Below are 18,949 nucleotides of genomic sequence, written 5' to 3' on the forward strand. Positions count from 1 at the left end.
CTTGGGATTTTCTTTATTCATAAAGTATCTGCTTACCAGATTCTTACTCTTTTTTCTGGAGCTACATACATACCATCATTAGCTTTAATATCAAACGCTTGGTAGAACGTATCAATATTTTGCAATGGAACGTAAGCACGGTACATTCCAGGAGAATGCGGATCTGTTTTTACTTGGTTCTTAATTGCTTCATCACGCATTTTTGTACGCCAGATTGTCGCCCATGAAATAAAGAAACGTTGTTCTGGAGTGTATCCATCGATTAAACCTGGATTTCCATTTTCTTTTAAGTACAATTGCAAACCATCATAAGCTGCATTTACTCCACCTAAATCACCAATGTTTTCACCTAAAGTGAATTTACCATCTACAAAAGTTCCAGTTAATGGTTCTAAAGCACTGTATTGATCAGCAAGTGCTGTTGTTAAAGCTGCAAATTGTTTAGAATCATCAGCTGTCCACCAGTCAACTAAATTACCATCGGCATTGTATCTCGATCCTGAATCATCAAAACCATGAGAGATTTCGTGACCAATTACTGCACCTATTCCACCATAATTAACCGCCTCATCAGCTTGGTAATTATAGAAAGGTGGTTGCAAAATTGCCGCTGGAAAAACAATCTCGTTATAAGAAGGATTGTAATATGCATTTACTGTTTGTGGTGACATTCCCCATCTTGACTTATCAACAGGCTTGTTAAGATCTACTAAATCTTCTTCAAAACGCCATTTAGCCATGTTTTTTGTGTTTTCAAAATAGCTACCGCCTTGCTCTGGTCCTTTAATTTCAAGAGCCGAATAGTCTTTCCATTTATCAGGATATCCAATTTTAATTACTGATTTATGTAATTTTGCAACAGCACTAACCTTCGTTTCAGGAGACATCCATGTTAGGTTATTGATTCTGTTTTCGAAAGCAACAAAAATGTTTTTGATCATTTTCTCTGCTTTTGCTTTAGCTTCAGCTGGAAATTTTTTCTCTACATATAATTTCCCTAACGCCTCCCCTATTCTACCGTTCACTACTTGCAGTGCACGCTCATCGCTTGGTCTTTGTTTAACAGCTCCAGTCAATGTTTTACCGTAAAAATCAAAATTAGCATTCTCAATATCTGTAGACAATTGACTTGACGCTCTATTTAAAAGCGACCAACGCATGTAAGCCTTCCAGTCGTTTACCTTATTTTCTTTAAAAATAGTGTCAAGTGCTGCCATATATTTAGGCTGCGAAACAATTAACGAATCGGTATTTTTAAAACCTATTTGAGTAAAATAAGTTTTCCAATTGATCGAAGGAGTAACTTTTTGAAGATCAGCAATCGTCATAGGATTGTATGATTTTCTTCTATCTCTTCTTTCAACACGGTCAAATCTAGGTTGAGACATTGCTGTTTCTAACGCAAAAATTTGTTCTGCATGTACCTTTGCATCTGCTGGTTTTTCACCAAGGAAACCTAACATTTTTGCTACATGCACTACATATTTTTCTCTTTTTTCTTTTGAATCAGCATCGTCAGAAACGTAGTAATCTCTATCAGGAAGACCTACGCCTCCAGGACCTACACTTAATACATTTCGATTACTATTTTTTGCATCTGACCCTACGTTAGCTCCAAAAAAACCAATACCACCCACCGGTTCCATCTCGATTAAAAGCGCTTCTAAATCTTTGATGTTTTTAACTGCATCAATTTTTTTCAAATAAGGCTTTAATGGAGCAATACCCATTTTATTACGACCTACAGTATCTAAGACTGTTTTGTACAAGTTGATAGCTTTCCCTTGATCAGTATCAGATTTGTATTTTGGATTGTTTACTGCCTCTTTTAAAATAGCCAATGCATCCTCATCAGTTCTTTGTCTTAAAGCATCAAAACTACCCCAACGTGTTCTATCAGATGGAATCTCAGTATTGCTTAACCAAGTTCCGTTTACATATTGAAAAAAGTCATTACTTGGCTTTACCGATTTATCCATGTAATTCACATTGATACCCGGTTCTTTTTCTGCGTTACCGCTTTGCGCCTGAATTGTAGTCACTGCAAATAATGCAGGAAGTACAAATAATAGCGGTTTTTTTAAATTTTTATTCATCGTTACTTGGTTTAAATTAATATTAATAAAGCTTTGCAACCCTTTACTATCGCTGCTATAACTGTTTTAATAATGATAGTACGTTACTTAATTAGTATTTTAAAGTTAAGTTAAGTTACAAAAATTAACATAAAAAAAATCCCAAGCATTACTGCTTGGGACTCTTACACTCTATATTACCAAATTTTCACTCTTTTTTCAGGCTCGATATACATACCATCCCCTTTTTTAATATCAAATGCTTTATAGAAAGCATCCACATTTTGAGTGGGAACATATGCTCTATACATTCCTGGAGAATGTGGATCTGTTTTTACTTGATTTTTAATTGCTTCATCACGCATTTTTGTACGCCATACTGTCGCCCATGAGATAAAGAAACGCTGATCAGGAGTAAATCCATCAATAAGACCTGGATCTCCGTTTTCTTTTAAATACAATTGCAGACCGTCATAAGCTGCGTTCACACCACCTAAATCTCCAATGTTTTCACCTAAGGTAAATTTACCATCTACATGAACACCAGGCAAAGGCTCTAGCGCACTATATTGATCTGCAAGCGCAGTTCCTAGTTTAGTAAATTGCTCTAAATCATCAGCAGTCCACCAGTCTACCAAGTTTCCATCTGCGTTATAACGCGCACCTGAATCATCAAAACCATGAGATATTTCGTGACCTATTACTGCTCCTATTCCACCATAATTTACTGCTTCATCAGCTTGATAATTGTAAAATGGCGCTTGTAATATGGCCGCTGGAAAAACAATTTCGTTGTAAGATGGATTGTAATATGCATTTACGGTTTGTGGTGACATGTACCATTCTGTTTTATCAACCGCCTCGTCTAGTTTATCAATTCCTTTTTTAAAATTCCATTTAGATAAATTTTTGATATTTCCTAAGTAGCTACCACCATCAGCAACACTTTTTATTTCTAAACTAGAATAGTCTTTCCATTTATCTGGATACCCAATTTTAATACTAATTTTATTTAATTTCTCGATGGCTTTAATTTTAGTCTCAGCAGACATCCATGGTAGATTATTAATACGATTTGAATAAGCAATGATGATATTATTAATCATTTTCTCTGCTTTTTCTTTTGCTTCAGCAGGAAACATTTTCTCTACATATAATTTTCCTAGCGCTTCACCTATAGTCCCATTAACTGTTTGCAATGCTCGGTCCTCACGAGGTCTTTGCTTAATAGCTCCAGTTAATGTTTTTCCGTAGAAATCAAAATTAGCTGCTTCAATATCTGTCGATAGTAATCCTGACGCTCCATTAATCAAATCCCATTTCATGTATTCTTTCCAAGCCGAAACATTGTTTTTAGCAAGAATAGTTTGCAATGCCTTCATGTATTTAGGCTCTGAAACAATTACGCTGTCTAATTTTGTAAAACCTATTCCGTCAAAATACTTTTCCCAGTTAATCGCTGGAGTTATTTTTTGCAATTCGGCAACGGTCATTGGGTTGTATTGCAATCGACCATCTCTGCGTTCTACTCTATCAAGACGCGGACTAGACAATTCTTTTTCTAAGGCTAAAATTTTAGCTGCATTTGCTTTAGCTTCAGCTGCAGATTCCCCTGCAAACTGTAGCATTCTTGCAATATGCAATTCGTATTTTTCTCTTTTCTCTTTTGTGTCTTTTTCCTCAGATGTGTAATAATCTTTATCAGGTAACCCCAATCCGCTTACACTAAGGTTTAAAGAGTTTTTAGCACTGTTTTTATCATCTGCTCCTACTCCAACACCAAAAAAGCCTATTCCACCGATAGGTTCCATTTCCATTAACAGCTTTTGTAAATCTTCAACGTTTTTAACCTTATCAATCTTAGCTAAGTACGGCTTTAAAGGCGTAATCCCTTGCTTGTTTCTAGCTACTGTATCTAGAATAGTGCTGTACAAATTAATCGCCTTCCCCTGATCAGTATCTGATTTGTATTTTGGGTTTTTAGAAGCTTCTTTCAAAATTGCCAAAGCATCAGCATCTGTCTTTTTAAGTAATTCGTTAAAACTTCCCCACGAAGTTCTATCACTAGGGATTTCGGTTTGATCCAACCAAGTTCCATTGACATACCTAAAAAAATTGTCTGACGGCTTCACCGTATTATCAAAGAAGGTTGTGTTTATTCCTGGCTCAACGGTCACTTCCTTTTTTTGTGCTTGCATCTCTGTAAACCCTATGATTGCAGGAATCACAAAAAGCAATGGCTTATTATAATTAAATTTCATGTTTATAATTTATTTGTTTAGTTTCACAAAGCTATTGATAAAACTTCTAATTAATGATAAAATTATTAACGAAATTCTAAGGGTGTAAATGTCCTCATAAAACATTCAGTTTTGTATTTTTGTACAAATTAATCTTATATGAAATCTATCCTTAAAAAGTACCGTATTTTCATCGGTGTTTTCGTCATATTTTCAATAATTACCTTGTTTTTGTTCTATACAGCTTTGAAACCTGAAAAGACACTACCTATTTTCAATCCTAGTGATATCAATCCTGAATTAGTCGATAGCACCGTACAATACATTAGCAAATACCATACTATCGCTGATTTTTCCTTCACCAATCAAAATGGGAAGACCGTTACTCAAAAAGATTATGAGGGCAAGATATATGTTGCCGATTTCTTTTTTACGACTTGCACATCAATATGCCCAAAGATGACAGCCAACTTATTTGATGTTCAAGAAGCAATCAAGGACAATCCAAAAGTTATGCTCTTGTCGCATACCGTTTTTCCAGAGAATGACAATGTTGCGGTTCTTAAGGCTTACGCCAAAAAATACAACATCGACGATAAAAAGTGGAACCTGGTTACTGGTGATAAAAAAGAAATTTACACCATGGCTAGAAAATCATACTTGGCCGTAAAACTAGGAAAACCAGAAGAGTTATATGATATGGTACACACTGAGAATCTTGTTCTAGTAGACACTAAAAGAAGAGTTCGCGGTTTTTATGACGGAACTAAGAAAGAGGATATTCAAAAATTAATTGAAGATATTGCTTTTTTATCGAAAGAATAAATACAGCTTTCTATCACTTTTTATAATGTACTTCAAGTAACGGTTAGCTCCAAAGTAAAATTGTTACACCAAAACAACTTGACAAGAATATAATGTAGTTTTTCATGAAGTATTTACACACGCTAGTCTTATTATTTTTTTGCGTTTTTACTAATGCACAAAACCAAGAACACATCTATGATATTTCAGTCAATGGAAATTTTATTGGTGAATTAACTGTTTCGAAATTGATTGAAGGATCTACAACAACCTATAAACTTAATAGTAAATCTGTAATTTCTCTTTTAGGGAAAACAACAATAAGCACCTCATTTGTTGGTGTTTTTAAAAACAATGTTTTACAATCAAGCATTTATATCTCACAAAAAAACAACAAAGCTTACGATAGCAGCACCATTACTGAGAAAAATGGGGTGTACACAATTCTACGTAAAGGAAAAAAATCAATTGTAAGCAAACCTATAAAATACGTGACTTGCTTGTTGTATTTTGAAAAACCAGTTGTAACCGAACCCTATTTTGATGTATTAGAAGCAGTCTTTAGTCCTATTACAATGGTAGATCAAAATAATTATTTGCTTATCGATTCAAGCAATAATGAAAAAACAACTTATAATTATCTTAACGGCATCTTAGAACAAGGTAAGACAAAGCATACTTTATATGATTTTACGTTTACTTTAAGGAACCAAAACTTGTAACCTAACATTATACTAGTTTTTGAGTGCTACGTTATAACAGCTACATACTTGCGCTAACGTATGTTATAATTACTCAGTATTAAAACGTTTATACATAAAAAAACTCGCTACAAGAGCGAGTCTTTTTGTTAGGCCAAATTTAAAATATTATCTAAACGACGATCTTGATCCAGAAGAAGAAAAAATAGCTGCCATTCTACTTACTTGTCCGCTAGAGAACATATACATACCCTTATCATCGGTATAATCCATATAGTTCATATACATTTCTAAAGGTGTACCCGAACACGTACTTCTAAGCCCAACAGCAGGAAGACCGTAATTAGGTGAATCGTGAGAAGGTGTGTCAGTTACTAAATCTGAACCGCAATTTGCATCTCCCCAAATATGGCGTAAATTCATCCAGTGTCCTACTTCGTGAGTTGCAGTTCTTCCCAAGTTATATGGAGCAGCAGCCAGACCAGTTGTCCCTGTACAGTAGTTCCCACATACAATTCCGTCTAAGGCTGCAGTTGTTGTTCCTGGAAATTTACCATATCCTAACAATTGACTATTGTTTGATTTGCTTCTTAGATTAGAAACTACCCAATAATTTAATTTTGTAGTTGGAGAAGTTGCAGCAATACCTGTCGTAGCATTTTTCATAAATTCATCTTCAGAGTACCAAACAGTTCTTGTAGTTGCTTTTCTAATAACTTGATCGAGATAAAATTTAACATTTAGTGCACCTCTAACATTGTTATATGGATTACTTGAATTATAATCTGAATTTGTCCCTTGAAAATCAGCATTCAAAACATCTATTTGAGATTGAAGCTGAGCTACTGATACATTTTCGGCAGCTGTACTGTACAATACATTAAATACCACAGGGATTTCTAGAACACCATTAACTATTTTACCCGTTGCCATTATACTAGCATTCTTCAACTCCATCTCTTGCATTTTTTTTGCTAGAGTTGGGTCATTTTTTAATTGTAATTCTAACATATCTTGTGTTGCACAAGATCTTTTAGCTGAAATTTCGATAGCAGCGACGTTAATAGAATCTGAATTTGTATCATCATTTTGACATGAGAACATGAGAAACACAATGCTAGCACTTAATAATAATTTTTTCATTGTAGGTTAATTTGAGATTTGGGGTTGTTAAAACATTTACTTTAAAATTTTATTAAAATTTACAGCAATAGTATATCTATTTTATAACTATTCAAAACATATTGTTAGTTAAATATTAAACTAATTATAAATACTATAATTGCTGATTCTCTTTTAAATGTAGTAAATTCATTATCAGCTTATTAAATATTTCGTATTTCCGATATTAATCGCCATTTGAAAATGTATTTTAAAATACGTCCTAATGAAGACCATAAACCTCATAAAATAATAGATCGTGATGCACAATTTGAACTTATAGTTCTAAGAATTCATTAAGGTCTAAGTAAGTGAAAAATTAATACACTACTGCCCACCATTAATGATGTGATTACAAGTCAGCGCAGCAGCGTAGTTAATGTTGAGCCAATTTCCCAAATAGAGTTACAAAAATGATAAATACTATTCATTTTTCCTTTATAATCCGTATTTTTGCAATCTTAATTCAATCTAAATAAGTCTTGCGTACCACGATAAATTCACTTAAAAAAGGAGAGAAAGCCATAATCAAGGATTTTGATATTGATGTTATTCCGTTGAAGCTACTTGAAATGGGGTGTTTGCCCGGTAATACAGTAGAGCTGTTACAAATAGCTCCTTTTGGCGACCCTTTATATCTGGATATTAACGGATCACATTTGGCTATTCGTGTGGAAACAGCAGCAGAAATTGAAGTTGAATTGATCAAAATCCAACTTTAAAATGATTAATCAAAATATAAATGTTGCTTTAATAGGAAACCCTAATGTAGGGAAAACGTCGGTCTTTAATCAATTGACCGGTTTAAATCAGCAAGTGGGGAACTATCCCGGAATTACCGTGGAGAAAAAAATTGGGTTTTGTAAATTACCTAACAACGTCAAAGCAAACATTCTAGATTTACCAGGAACCTACAGCTTAAACGCCAGCTCTATTGACGAGAATGTAGTAATTGAACTGCTCTTAAACAAAAATGATAAATTATACCCTGATGTTGCTCTTGTAGTAACTGATGTCGAAAATCTAAAACGTAATTTATTACTCTTTACCCAAATAAAAGACCTTGAGATTCCAACTATTTTAGTCATTAACATGGCCGATAGAATGGAACACAAAGGGATCTCTCTGGACATACCGTATCTGGAAGAACAACTTAAAACTAAAATTGCATTAGTAAGTTCTAGAAAAGGTTTTGGTATCGAAGAATTAAAAAAACTAATTGTTACTTACAAAACCATTTCGAGCGAACCCTGCCTGAATGCCTCTATAATTGACCCTGAATATTTTGAAAGTTTGCGCAAAGCATTTCCTAGTCAATTATTATACAAATTATGGTTGGTCATCACGCAAGATGTGAATTTCTTAAACCTAGAACGAAAAGAAATTCATAGTTCCTTTACCAAGTCACACTCTGATTTAAAACGCTTACAGCAAAAAGAAACCATCAAAAGATATCAATTTATCAACGACACTTTAAAAGTAGGGTTAAAAGTTGATGCTTCGATAGCAAAGGATTTTCGATCAAAATTAGACCGTGTACTAACTCATAAAGTTTGGGGTTATGTGATTTTCTTTCTAATCTTATTTGTGATTTTTCAGTCTATTTTCGAATGGTCAAAAATCCCAATGGACTTTATAGATAGCAGCTTTGCTTCTTTGAGCACCTGGGCAAAAGACAGCTTACCAGACGGAGTGCTTACAAATTTAATTTCGCAAGGAATCATTCCGGGAATTGGAGGGATTTTAATTTTTATACCACAAATTGCATTTTTATTTTTATTTATTTCCATACTAGAAGAGAGTGGTTACATGAGCCGTGTCGTCTTTTTAATGGATAAAATCATGCGAAAATTTGGACTATCAGGGAAGAGTGTTGTTCCTTTAATTTCGGGAACGGCTTGTGCCATTCCAGCAATTATGGCAACACGTAATATTGAAAATTGGAAAGAAAGATTAATTACTATTCTTGTAACCCCTTTTACAACATGTTCTGCAAGGTTGCCTGTTTACGCCATAATTATTGCCTTAGTAATTCCAGATAAGCGCGTTCTGGGAATTCTTAACCTACAAGGACTAACTTTGATGTTATTGTATTTATTGGGTTTCGGAATGGCGATATTTTCAGCTTATGCTTTAAATAAAGTGATGAAAATAAAAAGCAAAACGTTTTTTGTGGTCGAAATGCCAAATTACAAGTTGCCTATGTTTAAAAATGTAGCCATTAATGTAATCGAAAAAACAAAAGCATTTGTTTATGGAGCCGGAAAAATCATTCTTGCAATTTCGATCATTCTCTGGTTTCTTGCTTCTTATGGTCCCGGAAAACAATTTAAAAACGCTGAAGAAATTGTAAAAGCAAAAACAGAAAGTACTGCTCTTACAGCAGTAGAATTAGAAAACGAAGTTGCCTCATACAAGTTGGAGAATTCATACATAGGAATAATGGGAAAAACTATCGAACCAGTGATTTCGCCTCTAGGGTATGATTGGAAAATAGGTATTGCTATTATTAGTTCGTTTGCTGCTAGAGAAGTATTTGTGGGTACACTAGCAACTATTTATAGCGTAGGAGGTAGCGACAATGACGATACCATAAAAAATAAAATGGCTGCCGAAATTAATCCAGCGACTGGAGAAAAAGTATTCAATTTCGCCTCCGGTATCTCTTTATTACTTTTTTATGCCTTTGCTCTACAATGTGCAAGTACATTAGCAGTGACAAAGAAAGAAACTAATTCATGGAAATGGCCTTTAGGCCAATTGATATTCATGAGTGGATTTGCTTATTTGCTAGCACTAATCACATATCAAATTTTAAAATAAAACAGTATGCTTCAAGAAATTATAGCCTTTATAATCCTTGCTTTAGCGGTAGGGTTTTTAGTAAAAAAATACTTCTTTAAAAAGAAAAAGTCGTCTAAGAGTTGTTCGAGTGACGACTGTGGTTGTCACTAAAATAATGATATAAAAAACGCAAAGTAGTAGATTAAATTTACTTTGCGTTTTTTTTATAGGCTCAAGAATTATTGGTGTCTCAAACGAGAAACATCGCTGTGATTCGATTGTACTTCTATAACTTCAAGAGACAAAAACTAATCACAATACTTTTAGAGAGAATTAAATATATAAGACTTTATTTTAATTGATTTTCACAAATAAGTTAGAGGCAATCTTATTCGAAATAGACAACGATTTCCCATCTACGCTTATTTTAACCGATTGGTCAAAGCTCTCTCTGGCAATAATTTCGATCTTAGAACCTAAAGCGATTTCTTGTTTGTCCAGATATTTTAAAAACTCTGATGAGGTGTCTTTCACGCCTACGCAAATGCCTTTTTGGTGCACTAAAAGTTCTGAAAGCAACTGCTTTTCGATTTTGAAGATTTCACCTTTTGCATTCGGGATAGGGTCACCATGAGGATCTTCGGTAGGATTGCCTAAAAAATCATCTAGCTTATTAATCAACTTCTCTGATTTGATGTGTTCTAATTGCTCAGCAACATCATGTACCTCATCCCAAGAAAAATCGAGTTTTTCTACTAAGAAAACTTCCCATAAACGGTGTTTTCTAACAATCATTTTAGCAGCAAGTTTCCCTGGATCAGTCAAAGAAACCCCTTGATACTTTATATAATTAACCAGGCCCTTTTCGGCTAGTTTTTTAAGCATATCAGTTACTGATGAGGCTTTGGTCTCCATCATTTCGGCAATGGCATTGGTGCTCACATCGGCGTTTGAAATAACGGTGAGATGGTATATGGCTTTAAGATAATTTTCTTCTGAAAGTGTCATGCGTTTTTATTTTTTAGCCCTGATTGCAGCTGCATCCTTGCTCTTTTTTTCTTAAAAAGAGCAAGATATAGTGGAAAGCAGGAAATAGCTCCTAATTATTATTCTCTTACAATTAATAGCGGAATGGTAATTTTATGTCTCAATTTATCTACAGTAGTACCAAAAATCAAATCCTTGAAACCAGTGTGACCATGGGTTCCCATAACAAGAATATCAAAAGTCCCCTCGTTTATAAGCAGTGGAATTACTTTGTTTGGTTTTCCAAAACCCAATTGTATTTTAACTCTAAAACCTTTCTCGGCTAGCATTTCTTTGTATTCCTCAAGTAATTTTTCATCAATTAAGGTTTCGTGGTCGTCAATATGTTCCCCGTACATTAAAGCTCCCACGGTTTCAACAATGTGTATTAAAGTGTAATTTGCCTGCTTGCCTCCAAGTTCAAATGCACTATTTAAAGCCACCTCGTCGGCTGCAGAGAAATCGACAGTGACTGCAATATTCTTTTTATCATAAGCCTCAGACTTAGAAAACCTCAATTTTAAATTGTGTGGCGAATGATTTTGGAAGTCGTTTTTTCTCTTTGATATGAACGGCTTTATTACAATGTATAATAGTAAAATCAAGAAACTAATTGCTAGTGGAACTACCGTAAGCCATAAAATAATTGGGTTTTCGGCTGTTTCAAGCCATCCTGTAATTTCGTCTAAAACCAATTTACCATTTAAAATAACAATGATCGAAGCGACAATCCATGAAGCAATTTGTGTCCATTTACCAATATGAAATCCTCGCATTTTTGACTTATCGCTCACGAAGTGAATCAACGGAATAATGGCAAATCCCAACTGCAAACTTAAGATTACCTGACTGAAAATTAATAATTTTCCGGTTACGCCTTCGCCAAAAATTGTAATCACAATAACAGCCGGAACAATTGCTATTAAACGCGTTACAATGCGGCGTACCCAAGGTTGGATTCTTAAATTTAAATAGCCTTCCATAATTATTTGTCCCGCCAGGGTTCCTGTTACAGTCGAACTCTGTCCTGCAGCGATCAAGGCCACAGCAAACAATATAGGTGCCCATTTTGTACCAAGCAACGGTTGTAAAAATTTATGTGCATCTTGGATTTCGGCAACGTTATGCATACCTACTTTATAAAATGTGGCTGCTGCCAAAATTAAAATGGCGGCGTTCACAAAAAATGCCAAGTTTAAGGCAATAGTCGAGTCGATTAAATTGTATTTTAAAGCTTGTTTGATTCCGGCTTTTGAGCGGTCAAATTTACGGGTTTGCACCAATGAAGAGTGCAAGTATAAGTTGTGTGGCATTACCGTGGCTCCAATGATACCAATAGCGATATAAAGAGCGGTTTCATTAGGCATCGACGGGATTAATCCTAACATCACTTTGTCTAACTCAGGTTGGGCAAAGAACATTTCGAAGACAAATGAAATTCCTATAACCAATACTAAAGCGAGAATAAATGCCTCCATTTTACGAATTCCCTTGTTGATTAAGAACAATAGTAAAAACGTGTCGAGTACCGTAATCATAACTCCATATATTAAGGGAATATCAAATAGCAAGTTGATACCAATAGCCATTCCTAAAACCTCAGCAAGATCGCAAGCTGCAATGGCAATTTCGGCTAAGAAATATAAAATGTAGTTGATAAAGGGAGAATAGGTCTCTCGAGATGCTTGCGCTAAATCGCGCTGGGTAACGATTCCAAGACGAGCACTCAAACTTTGTAAAAGCAGTGCCATAATGTTACTCATTAATAGAACCCAAAGTAAAGAATATCCAAATTGGCTTCCTCCTGCTAAATCTGTTGCCCAATTTCCTGGGTCCATATATCCTACACTTATTAAGTATGCAGGACCAAAAAACGCTAATATTTTTCGAAAAACCGATTTCTTATTTTGAGTGGAAACTGATTCGTTTACCTCTTCTAACGACTTACCCATTTGATAACTATTTAAGGCAAATGTAATTATGTTTTTTTGCTAAATCAAATATAATTTTTAGATTTGTCTAAATTTATAATTAACTACAGACTAAAAAATATATTTTGAAAACCTTAAAAATTGGCTGTTTACTACTCTTGGCAAGCTTTTCCTTTGCTCAATCGAGTCTACAAGGAAGCATCACTGCAGATGGAATACCGCTACAATACGCAAATATTTTGATAAAAAAAGCGGCAAAGTCGATCGTATCAGATGCAAATGGAAATTATTTTATAAAAAATTTGGCCGCAGGAGATTATGAAATTGCAGTTTCGTATACTGGTTTTCGAACAGAGAAAAGAAGTATTACTGTTGTTGATAGTACAGAAACTGTTCTTGATTTTCAATTACGAGAAAATAACGCTCTTGACGAAGTCGTGATTACAGGAACTCTAAAGCCCGTAAGCCGATTAGAGAGTTCCGTTCCTGTTGAGGTTTACAAACCCGCGTTTTTCAAGAAAAACCCAACTTCGAATATCTTTGAAGCCTTGCAAAATGTAAACGGAGTTCGTCCGCAACTTAATTGCAATGTTTGCAACACGGGAGACATTCACATTAACGGTCTTGAAGGCCCTTATACTCTCGTTTTAATTGACGGAATGCCTATTGTAAGTGGTTTGTCTACGGTTTATGGTTTGTCTGGAATTCCGAATTCACTTTTGGAGCGTATCGAAATTGTAAAAGGACCAGCATCTTCGCTCTATGGTAGCGAAGCGGTAGGTGGTTTAATCAATATTATTACTAAAAACCCAACCAATGCGCCAGTATTCTCAGCAGATTCTTTTATTACGGATTGGGGCGAAATCAACGTGGACTTAGGTTTTAAAGGAAATATAGGCAAAGCAGCAACGGTATTAACAGGTATAAATTACTTTAATTACAACAACCCAATTGACAACAACAACGATAATTTTACAGATCTGACGCTGCAAGACCGAATTTCGGTTTTTCAAAAATGGAATTTTAATCGAAAGAGCAATAAGCAACTTTCGTTAGCGGGGCGTTATTTTTATGAAGACCGTTGGGGTGGCGAACTGCAATGGAACAAAAGCTTTCGCGGAGGCGATGAAGTGTACGGAGAAAGCATCTATACCAAACGTTGGGAACTGCTGGGCGCTTATGAATTACCGACGGTCGAAAAAATGTTGTTTTCGTTCTCGTACACTGACCATAATCAGAATTCAGTTTACGGAGATACTCCATACTTAGCACAACAACGCATTGGTTTTGGACAACTGACTTGGGACAAAAAAATAAACAAACACGACATGCTTTTTGGAACCGCTTTGCGTTACCAATATTATGATGACAACACCACCGCAACGGTTGACGCAGACGTAAATTGGATTCCGAGTTTGTTTGTGCAAGACGAAATCGCTTTCAACGACAATCACAAAATACTGCTAGGAGCGCGTTATGATTACAACAGCAACCACGGAAACATTTTTACACCGAGATTTGCCTACAAATGGAAAATCAACGACAACAATATTTTGCGTTTCAACACTGGAACAGGCTTTAGAATCGTGAATCTTTTTACCGAAGAACACGCCGCGTTAACGGGATCTAGGGATGTTATTGTTCTTGAAGATTTACAGCCAGAGCGTTCTTTTAACGTGAATTTAAATTACCTTAAAAAAATATACACCAACAACGGAAACTTCATTGGTCTAGAGACTACGGCTTGGTACACGCGATTTAGTAACTCTATTATTCCAGATTATGACACCAATCCCAACCAAATTATTTACAAAAACTTGGATGGTCATGCAGTTACAAAAGGGATTAGTACCAATCTTGATTTTGTGTTCAATAATGGTTTGAAGATGATTCTAGGCGCTACGTATATGGATGTATCCAAAACGGAAGACGAAGTTACAACGAGACAAATTTTGACCGAAAAATTCTCGGCTACTTGGGCGATTTCGTACCGAATCAATAAATTATTTCTCGACATTGATTACAGCGGAAATGTCTACGGCCCGATGCGTTTGCCATTGTTGGGAGATTTAGATCCGCGTAGTGAATACTCGCCAACTTGGAGCATCCAAAACATTCAATTTACCTTCAATAAATTTAAGAATATCGAAATCTATGGTGGTGTCAAAAATTTATTAAACTGGACACCTAATAAAAGCAACCCCTTTATTATTGCAAGAGCTGATGATCCATTTGATAAAAATGTACAGTTTGATGCAAACGGTAACGCGCAAGCAACTGCCGATAATCTTTATGCATTGACATTCGATCCAAGTTATGTCTATGGTCCTAATCAAGGAATTCGCAGCTTTTTTGGATTACGATATACGTTGCAATAATATCAAGAACAACAATTGGTTCAAATGAAAAAAAATATACTCTTACTACTCCTTTTATTTTGTGTAATTCCTTCTGGTTTTGCGCAATTAAAGACACATACTTTTCAGGAAGCGGAGCAATTAGCAATCAAAAACCCAAAACCTATTGTGGTATTTATCCATACGGAATGGTGTACCTACTGCAAAATGATGGAAAACAGCACGTTTAAAAATAAAAAAATCATCGCAACATTAAATGACAACTATTATTTTGTTCCTTTTGATGCCGAATCTACCGAGTCAATCACTTTCAACAATCATACTTTCAGTTTTCAACCCACAGGAACGAAAACTGGCATTCATGAACTCGCCACAGCTTTAGCAACAATAAAAGGTCAAGTGGTATATCCTACGACAACAATTTTAGGAACTGATAACTCGATTATTTTTCAACAACATTCTTTGATTCGTGCTGTTGACCTGCTTTCAATATTAGCAAAAACAAGTAATAACTAATTATTTTGTTGTATTGGCTCAGCGTTCAAAATAGCAGTGGTGATTACTATACTTTAGATAAAAATACAATTTATTATCTGCGAAAATCCGCTAAATCTGCGTGCAGTATTTTTACTCACAGATTTACTCAAATTTGGCAGATAAAAAAAAGAGCTAAAAGGAACTAAAAAGATCAGCACAGATAACTTCAGACTAAAATATAATATCCCTATTTTTGAAGTAAATTTCGAATACCCTTTATGAAAAACTACGATTACATTTTTACAGGCTCGGGTTTAGCAGCATTGATGACCGTTTATAAAATGATTACATCTGGTAAATTTGCCGATAAATCTATTTTATTAATCGATTATGATAGTAAGAAAAAGAACGATCGTACTTGGTGTTTCTGGCAAGAAGGACCTTCAACCTGGGAACAATCGATAACTAAAAAGTGGGATTTGGCTTTGTTTGCCAATACCGATTTTCGTCGGGATTTAGAATTGAAACCCTACACTTATAATTGTATCAAAGCTTCTGATTTTTACAGCCAAGCATTTGATTTGATTTCGAAACAAAAAAACATTGACTTCCTCAATGAGAAAGTGACCGATATCAATGAATTAAAAACGCACGTCTATGTTGCCACCGAAACCCAAAGCTTCACCGGCGACAAATTATTTAATAGTATTTATCGAAAAGGCGAAGCCGAAAGCCAAAGTCAATATCCAGTTTTACAACAGCACTTTATAGGTTGGTTTATAAAGAGTAAAGAAGCGGTTTTCAATCCAGAGCAAGCGACTTTTATGGATTTCTCTGTGGAACAAAAAGGCAACACTCGTTTTATGTATGTTTTGCCAACATCAACCACCGAAGCTTTACTAGAATACACCTTATTTTCGCATGATTTGTTAGCAAAAAGCGAGTACGAAAATGAGATTCAAAATTACATCTCAAAACAGGGCATCACTGATTACGAAATCACCGAAAAAGAACAAGGAAGCATCCCGATGACCTGCTATCCTTTTTGGAAAAAAAATACTCAGCGCGTTCTTAACATAGGAACTCCCGGCGGATGGACCAAAGCCAGTACGGGCTACACTTTTAAAGGATCAGATAAAAAATCTACAGCATTAATCGCTTTTTTACAAGAGGAGAATGATTTAACAAAATTTCATAAACGCACCAAATTCTGGTTTTACGATTTACTATTACTAGATATTTTAGATCGAAAAAACGAAAAGGGCTCAGGGGTATTTTCTTCGATGTTCAAAAATGGAAGTCCCGCTTTGATTTTTAAATTCTTAGACGAAGAAACATCTTTTTATGAAGATATTAAAGTAATTTTAAAATGTCCAAAAATGCCTTTTATCTGGTCATTGATACGGTCGGTGCGGTATTTATTGTAATGAATTAGGTCGTCTATCAAACAATAACAAAACTTTATAGAGCAAATAATGGAGTTCTTTTTAAACTTCGTAACTTTGCACATTCAAAACTAATATTTAAAATATAACGATATGTATCCAGAAGAAATGGTAAAACCAATGCAAGCTGAATTAACAGTAGCAGGTTTTCAAGATTTACATAGTGCTGAAGCAGTTGATACTGCAATAAAAGCAGAAGGAACTACACTAGTAGTTGTGAATTCTGTTTGTGGTTGTGCAGCAAGAAACGCACGTCCAGGAGCAAAAATGAGTTTAGACGGAGCAAAAAAACCAGATCATTTAATCACGGTTTTTGCAGGAGTTGACAAAGATGCAGTAGATGCAGCTAGACAACATATGTTCCCTTTCCCTCCATCATCACCATGTATGGCATTGTTCAAAAACGGAGAATTGGTTCACATGCTAGAGCGTCACCATATTGAAGGCCGTCCAGCTGAAATGATTGCTGAGAACTTACAAGATGCTTTTAACGAATACTGTTAAGACTTTTGATTTAAAGAAAAGAACGCAAAATTTATTTACCGCAAATTCGCAGATTATTCCTGTGAGTTTGCGGTTTTTATTTTGAGCTATTTTAAACTCTAATTATCATCCTGACGAAGAAAGAATCCAAACAACATGAGTAGCACATAGCAGTTCTTCGTTTCTCAAAAAGACAAACTAAACGCAAAAAAACATATACAAATACTCTTGGTGTTTTTCATTCTGACCAAGGAAGAACCCAGACAACATAAGCAACAAACGAACAAAGTACCAGCACCTGACTCCTAAACACAGTGTAGAACCAAAGTTAAACTTTATACAAATATTTAAATCCATTTTTAACTACTCGCAAAAAACAATATTTTTATAAAATGAAAAAATCGATACTTACTCTTTGCACTTTAGCGGCTCTTACAACTTCTTGTAATTCTAAAAAAGAAAATCAAGATGACACTATAAAAAACGATACTATTGAAGCCGTTGCATCTTTATCAAAAGCAGATTCTATTGTGAATACAGCTATCGAAGCACATGGTGGTGCGCTATATGCAAAAGCCGATTATTCATTTACTTTTAGAGATAAAACATACCTTTTTAGAAACGATGGTAGTAATTATGAATATAGTTCTACAGTACAAAAAGGAGATTCGCTTATAAAAGATGTAATGATCAATAGCGATTTCACGCGTTACATCAATACTAAAAAGCAAAACCTTACTGCTGAAGATGCCGGTAAATACGGCGAATCATTGAATTCTGTTATTTATTTTGCAACGCTTCCTCACAAACTTCAAGATGCTTCTGTAAATAAAAAGTATATGGAAGAAAACACTATCAAAGGGAAAAAATATGATGTAATCGAGGTGACTTTTGGTCAAGACGGTGGCGGAAAAGACTTTGATGATCAATACCAATATTGGATCAATCAAGAAACGCATTTAATGGATTACTTCGCTTATAATTATCAAGTCAATGACGGTGGTGTACGTTTTAGAGCTGCTTTTAATACTCGAGTTGTTGCAGGAGTAACTTTTCAAGATTATATAAATTATGAAGCTCCAGTAAAAACTCCTTTGAAAGATTTACCTACTTTATATGAGCAAGGGAAATTAAAAGAAGCTTCTAGAATATTGACTGAAAACGTGGTAAATAACCAAAAATAAATACTCTAACGCAAAACATCATCGCTAATCTTGTTCCCTAGCCCGGATTGAAGCGGCATCCTATTGTGGTAGCGCTAGCGAACATAAGAGATATAGCATAAAGCCGGAAGTAGCTCCAATAAAGAAACCAAAAATTCACTGATAAAAAAGTTTCCCATAATTTAAAAAATCGAAATTTTGTGGATTCACAACTGTAGAAACTTAGAGGCTATGAAGCTTTGTCGCTTAGTCACTTTTTTATACTTTTGCAAAAATAATTTTTCATACTTAAACCGTTTATA

General features: G+C 34.9%; 15 protein-coding genes. 10 read left to right on the forward strand and 5 right to left on the reverse strand.

The features are described 5' to 3' along the window. Positions 1 to 32 precede the first annotated feature (32 nt). Entirely contained in the window at positions 33 to 2,096 is a 2,064-nt protein-coding gene (locus H603_RS0106840) for a M13 family metallopeptidase (RefSeq protein WP_026707876.1), read from the reverse strand. Positions 2,097 to 2,272: 176 nt separating this feature from the next. Then, positions 2,273 to 4,336: a M13 family metallopeptidase gene (locus H603_RS0106845; protein ID WP_026707877.1), complete on the reverse strand. Its 2,064-nt coding sequence runs from the start codon at positions 4,334 to 4,336 to the stop codon at positions 2,273 to 2,275. A gap of 138 nt (positions 4,337 to 4,474) precedes the next feature. On the opposite strand from H603_RS0106845, the gene H603_RS0106850 reads away from it, so the two are divergent. Next, the gene (locus H603_RS0106850) at positions 4,475 to 5,140 is read left to right on the forward strand and encodes an SCO family protein (protein ID WP_026707878.1); all 666 of its coding nucleotides are present in this window, start codon (positions 4,475 to 4,477) and stop codon (positions 5,138 to 5,140) included. A 104-nt stretch (positions 5,141 to 5,244) separates the two neighbouring features. Beyond that, positions 5,245 to 5,841, forward strand: a complete 597-nt coding sequence (locus H603_RS0106855; RefSeq protein WP_026707879.1) for a DUF6134 family protein — start codon at positions 5,245 to 5,247, stop codon at positions 5,839 to 5,841. A gap of 147 nt (positions 5,842 to 5,988) precedes the next feature. Here the strand turns inward: H603_RS0106855 and H603_RS0106860 are convergent, their stop codons facing one another. After that, on the reverse strand, positions 5,989 to 6,963 hold the full coding sequence (locus H603_RS0106860; protein ID WP_026707880.1) for a zinc metalloprotease: 975 nt from the start codon (positions 6,961 to 6,963) through the stop codon (positions 5,989 to 5,991). Between the two features lie 500 nt (positions 6,964 to 7,463). On the opposite strand from H603_RS0106860, the gene H603_RS0106865 reads away from it, so the two are divergent. The 3 genes from H603_RS0106865 to H603_RS17295 are packed head-to-tail and all read left to right on the forward strand — an operon-like array spanning position 7,464 to position 9,936. Beyond that, positions 7,464 to 7,703: a FeoA family protein gene (locus H603_RS0106865; protein ID WP_026707881.1), complete on the forward strand. Its 240-nt coding sequence runs from the start codon at positions 7,464 to 7,466 to the stop codon at positions 7,701 to 7,703. A gap of 1 nt (position 7,704) precedes the next feature. Further along, complete coding sequence (gene feoB, locus H603_RS0106870; RefSeq protein WP_026707882.1) at positions 7,705 to 9,804, forward strand: ferrous iron transport protein B; 2,100 nt, start codon at positions 7,705 to 7,707, stop codon at positions 9,802 to 9,804. Between the two features lie 6 nt (positions 9,805 to 9,810). Further along, complete coding sequence (locus tag H603_RS17295) at positions 9,811 to 9,936, forward strand: FeoB-associated Cys-rich membrane protein (protein ID WP_084157725.1); 126 nt, start codon at positions 9,811 to 9,813, stop codon at positions 9,934 to 9,936. A gap of 183 nt (positions 9,937 to 10,119) precedes the next feature. On the opposite strand, the gene H603_RS0106875 is transcribed toward H603_RS17295, so the two are convergent. Both H603_RS0106875 and H603_RS0106880 read right to left on the reverse strand, forming a co-directional pair. Next, a complete protein-coding gene (locus tag H603_RS0106875; RefSeq protein WP_026707883.1) occupies positions 10,120 to 10,773 on the reverse strand; it encodes a metal-dependent transcriptional regulator in 654 nt (217 codons plus the stop codon). A gap of 98 nt (positions 10,774 to 10,871) precedes the next feature. Further along, positions 10,872 to 12,743, reverse strand: coding sequence for an Nramp family divalent metal transporter (locus H603_RS0106880; RefSeq protein WP_026707884.1), 1,872 nt, complete (start codon positions 12,741 to 12,743; stop codon positions 10,872 to 10,874). Between the two features lie 104 nt (positions 12,744 to 12,847). On the opposite strand from H603_RS0106880, the gene H603_RS0106885 reads away from it, so the two are divergent. From H603_RS0106885 to H603_RS0106905, 5 genes are all read left to right on the forward strand, one after another. Beyond that, entirely contained in the window at positions 12,848 to 15,100 is a 2,253-nt protein-coding gene (locus tag H603_RS0106885; RefSeq protein ID WP_026707885.1) for a TonB-dependent receptor, read from the forward strand. A gap of 24 nt (positions 15,101 to 15,124) precedes the next feature. Next, positions 15,125 to 15,595: a thioredoxin family protein gene (locus H603_RS0106890; protein ID WP_026707886.1), complete on the forward strand. Its 471-nt coding sequence runs from the start codon at positions 15,125 to 15,127 to the stop codon at positions 15,593 to 15,595. Between the two features lie 239 nt (positions 15,596 to 15,834). Next, entirely contained in the window at positions 15,835 to 16,983 is a 1,149-nt protein-coding gene (locus H603_RS0106895) for a lycopene cyclase family protein (RefSeq protein ID WP_026707887.1), read from the forward strand. A 111-nt stretch (positions 16,984 to 17,094) separates the two neighbouring features. Beyond that, positions 17,095 to 17,505, forward strand: a complete 411-nt coding sequence (locus tag H603_RS0106900; RefSeq protein WP_026707888.1) for a BrxA/BrxB family bacilliredoxin — start codon at positions 17,095 to 17,097, stop codon at positions 17,503 to 17,505. Positions 17,506 to 17,876: 371 nt separating this feature from the next. Further along, on the forward strand, positions 17,877 to 18,668 hold the full coding sequence (locus tag H603_RS0106905; protein ID WP_026707889.1) for a DUF6503 family protein: 792 nt from the start codon (positions 17,877 to 17,879) through the stop codon (positions 18,666 to 18,668). Positions 18,669 to 18,949 lie beyond the last annotated feature (281 nt).

This window comes from Flavobacterium frigidarium DSM 17623, from assembly GCF_000425505.1.
GTDB lineage: Bacteria > Bacteroidota > Bacteroidia > Flavobacteriales > Flavobacteriaceae > Flavobacterium > Flavobacterium frigidarium.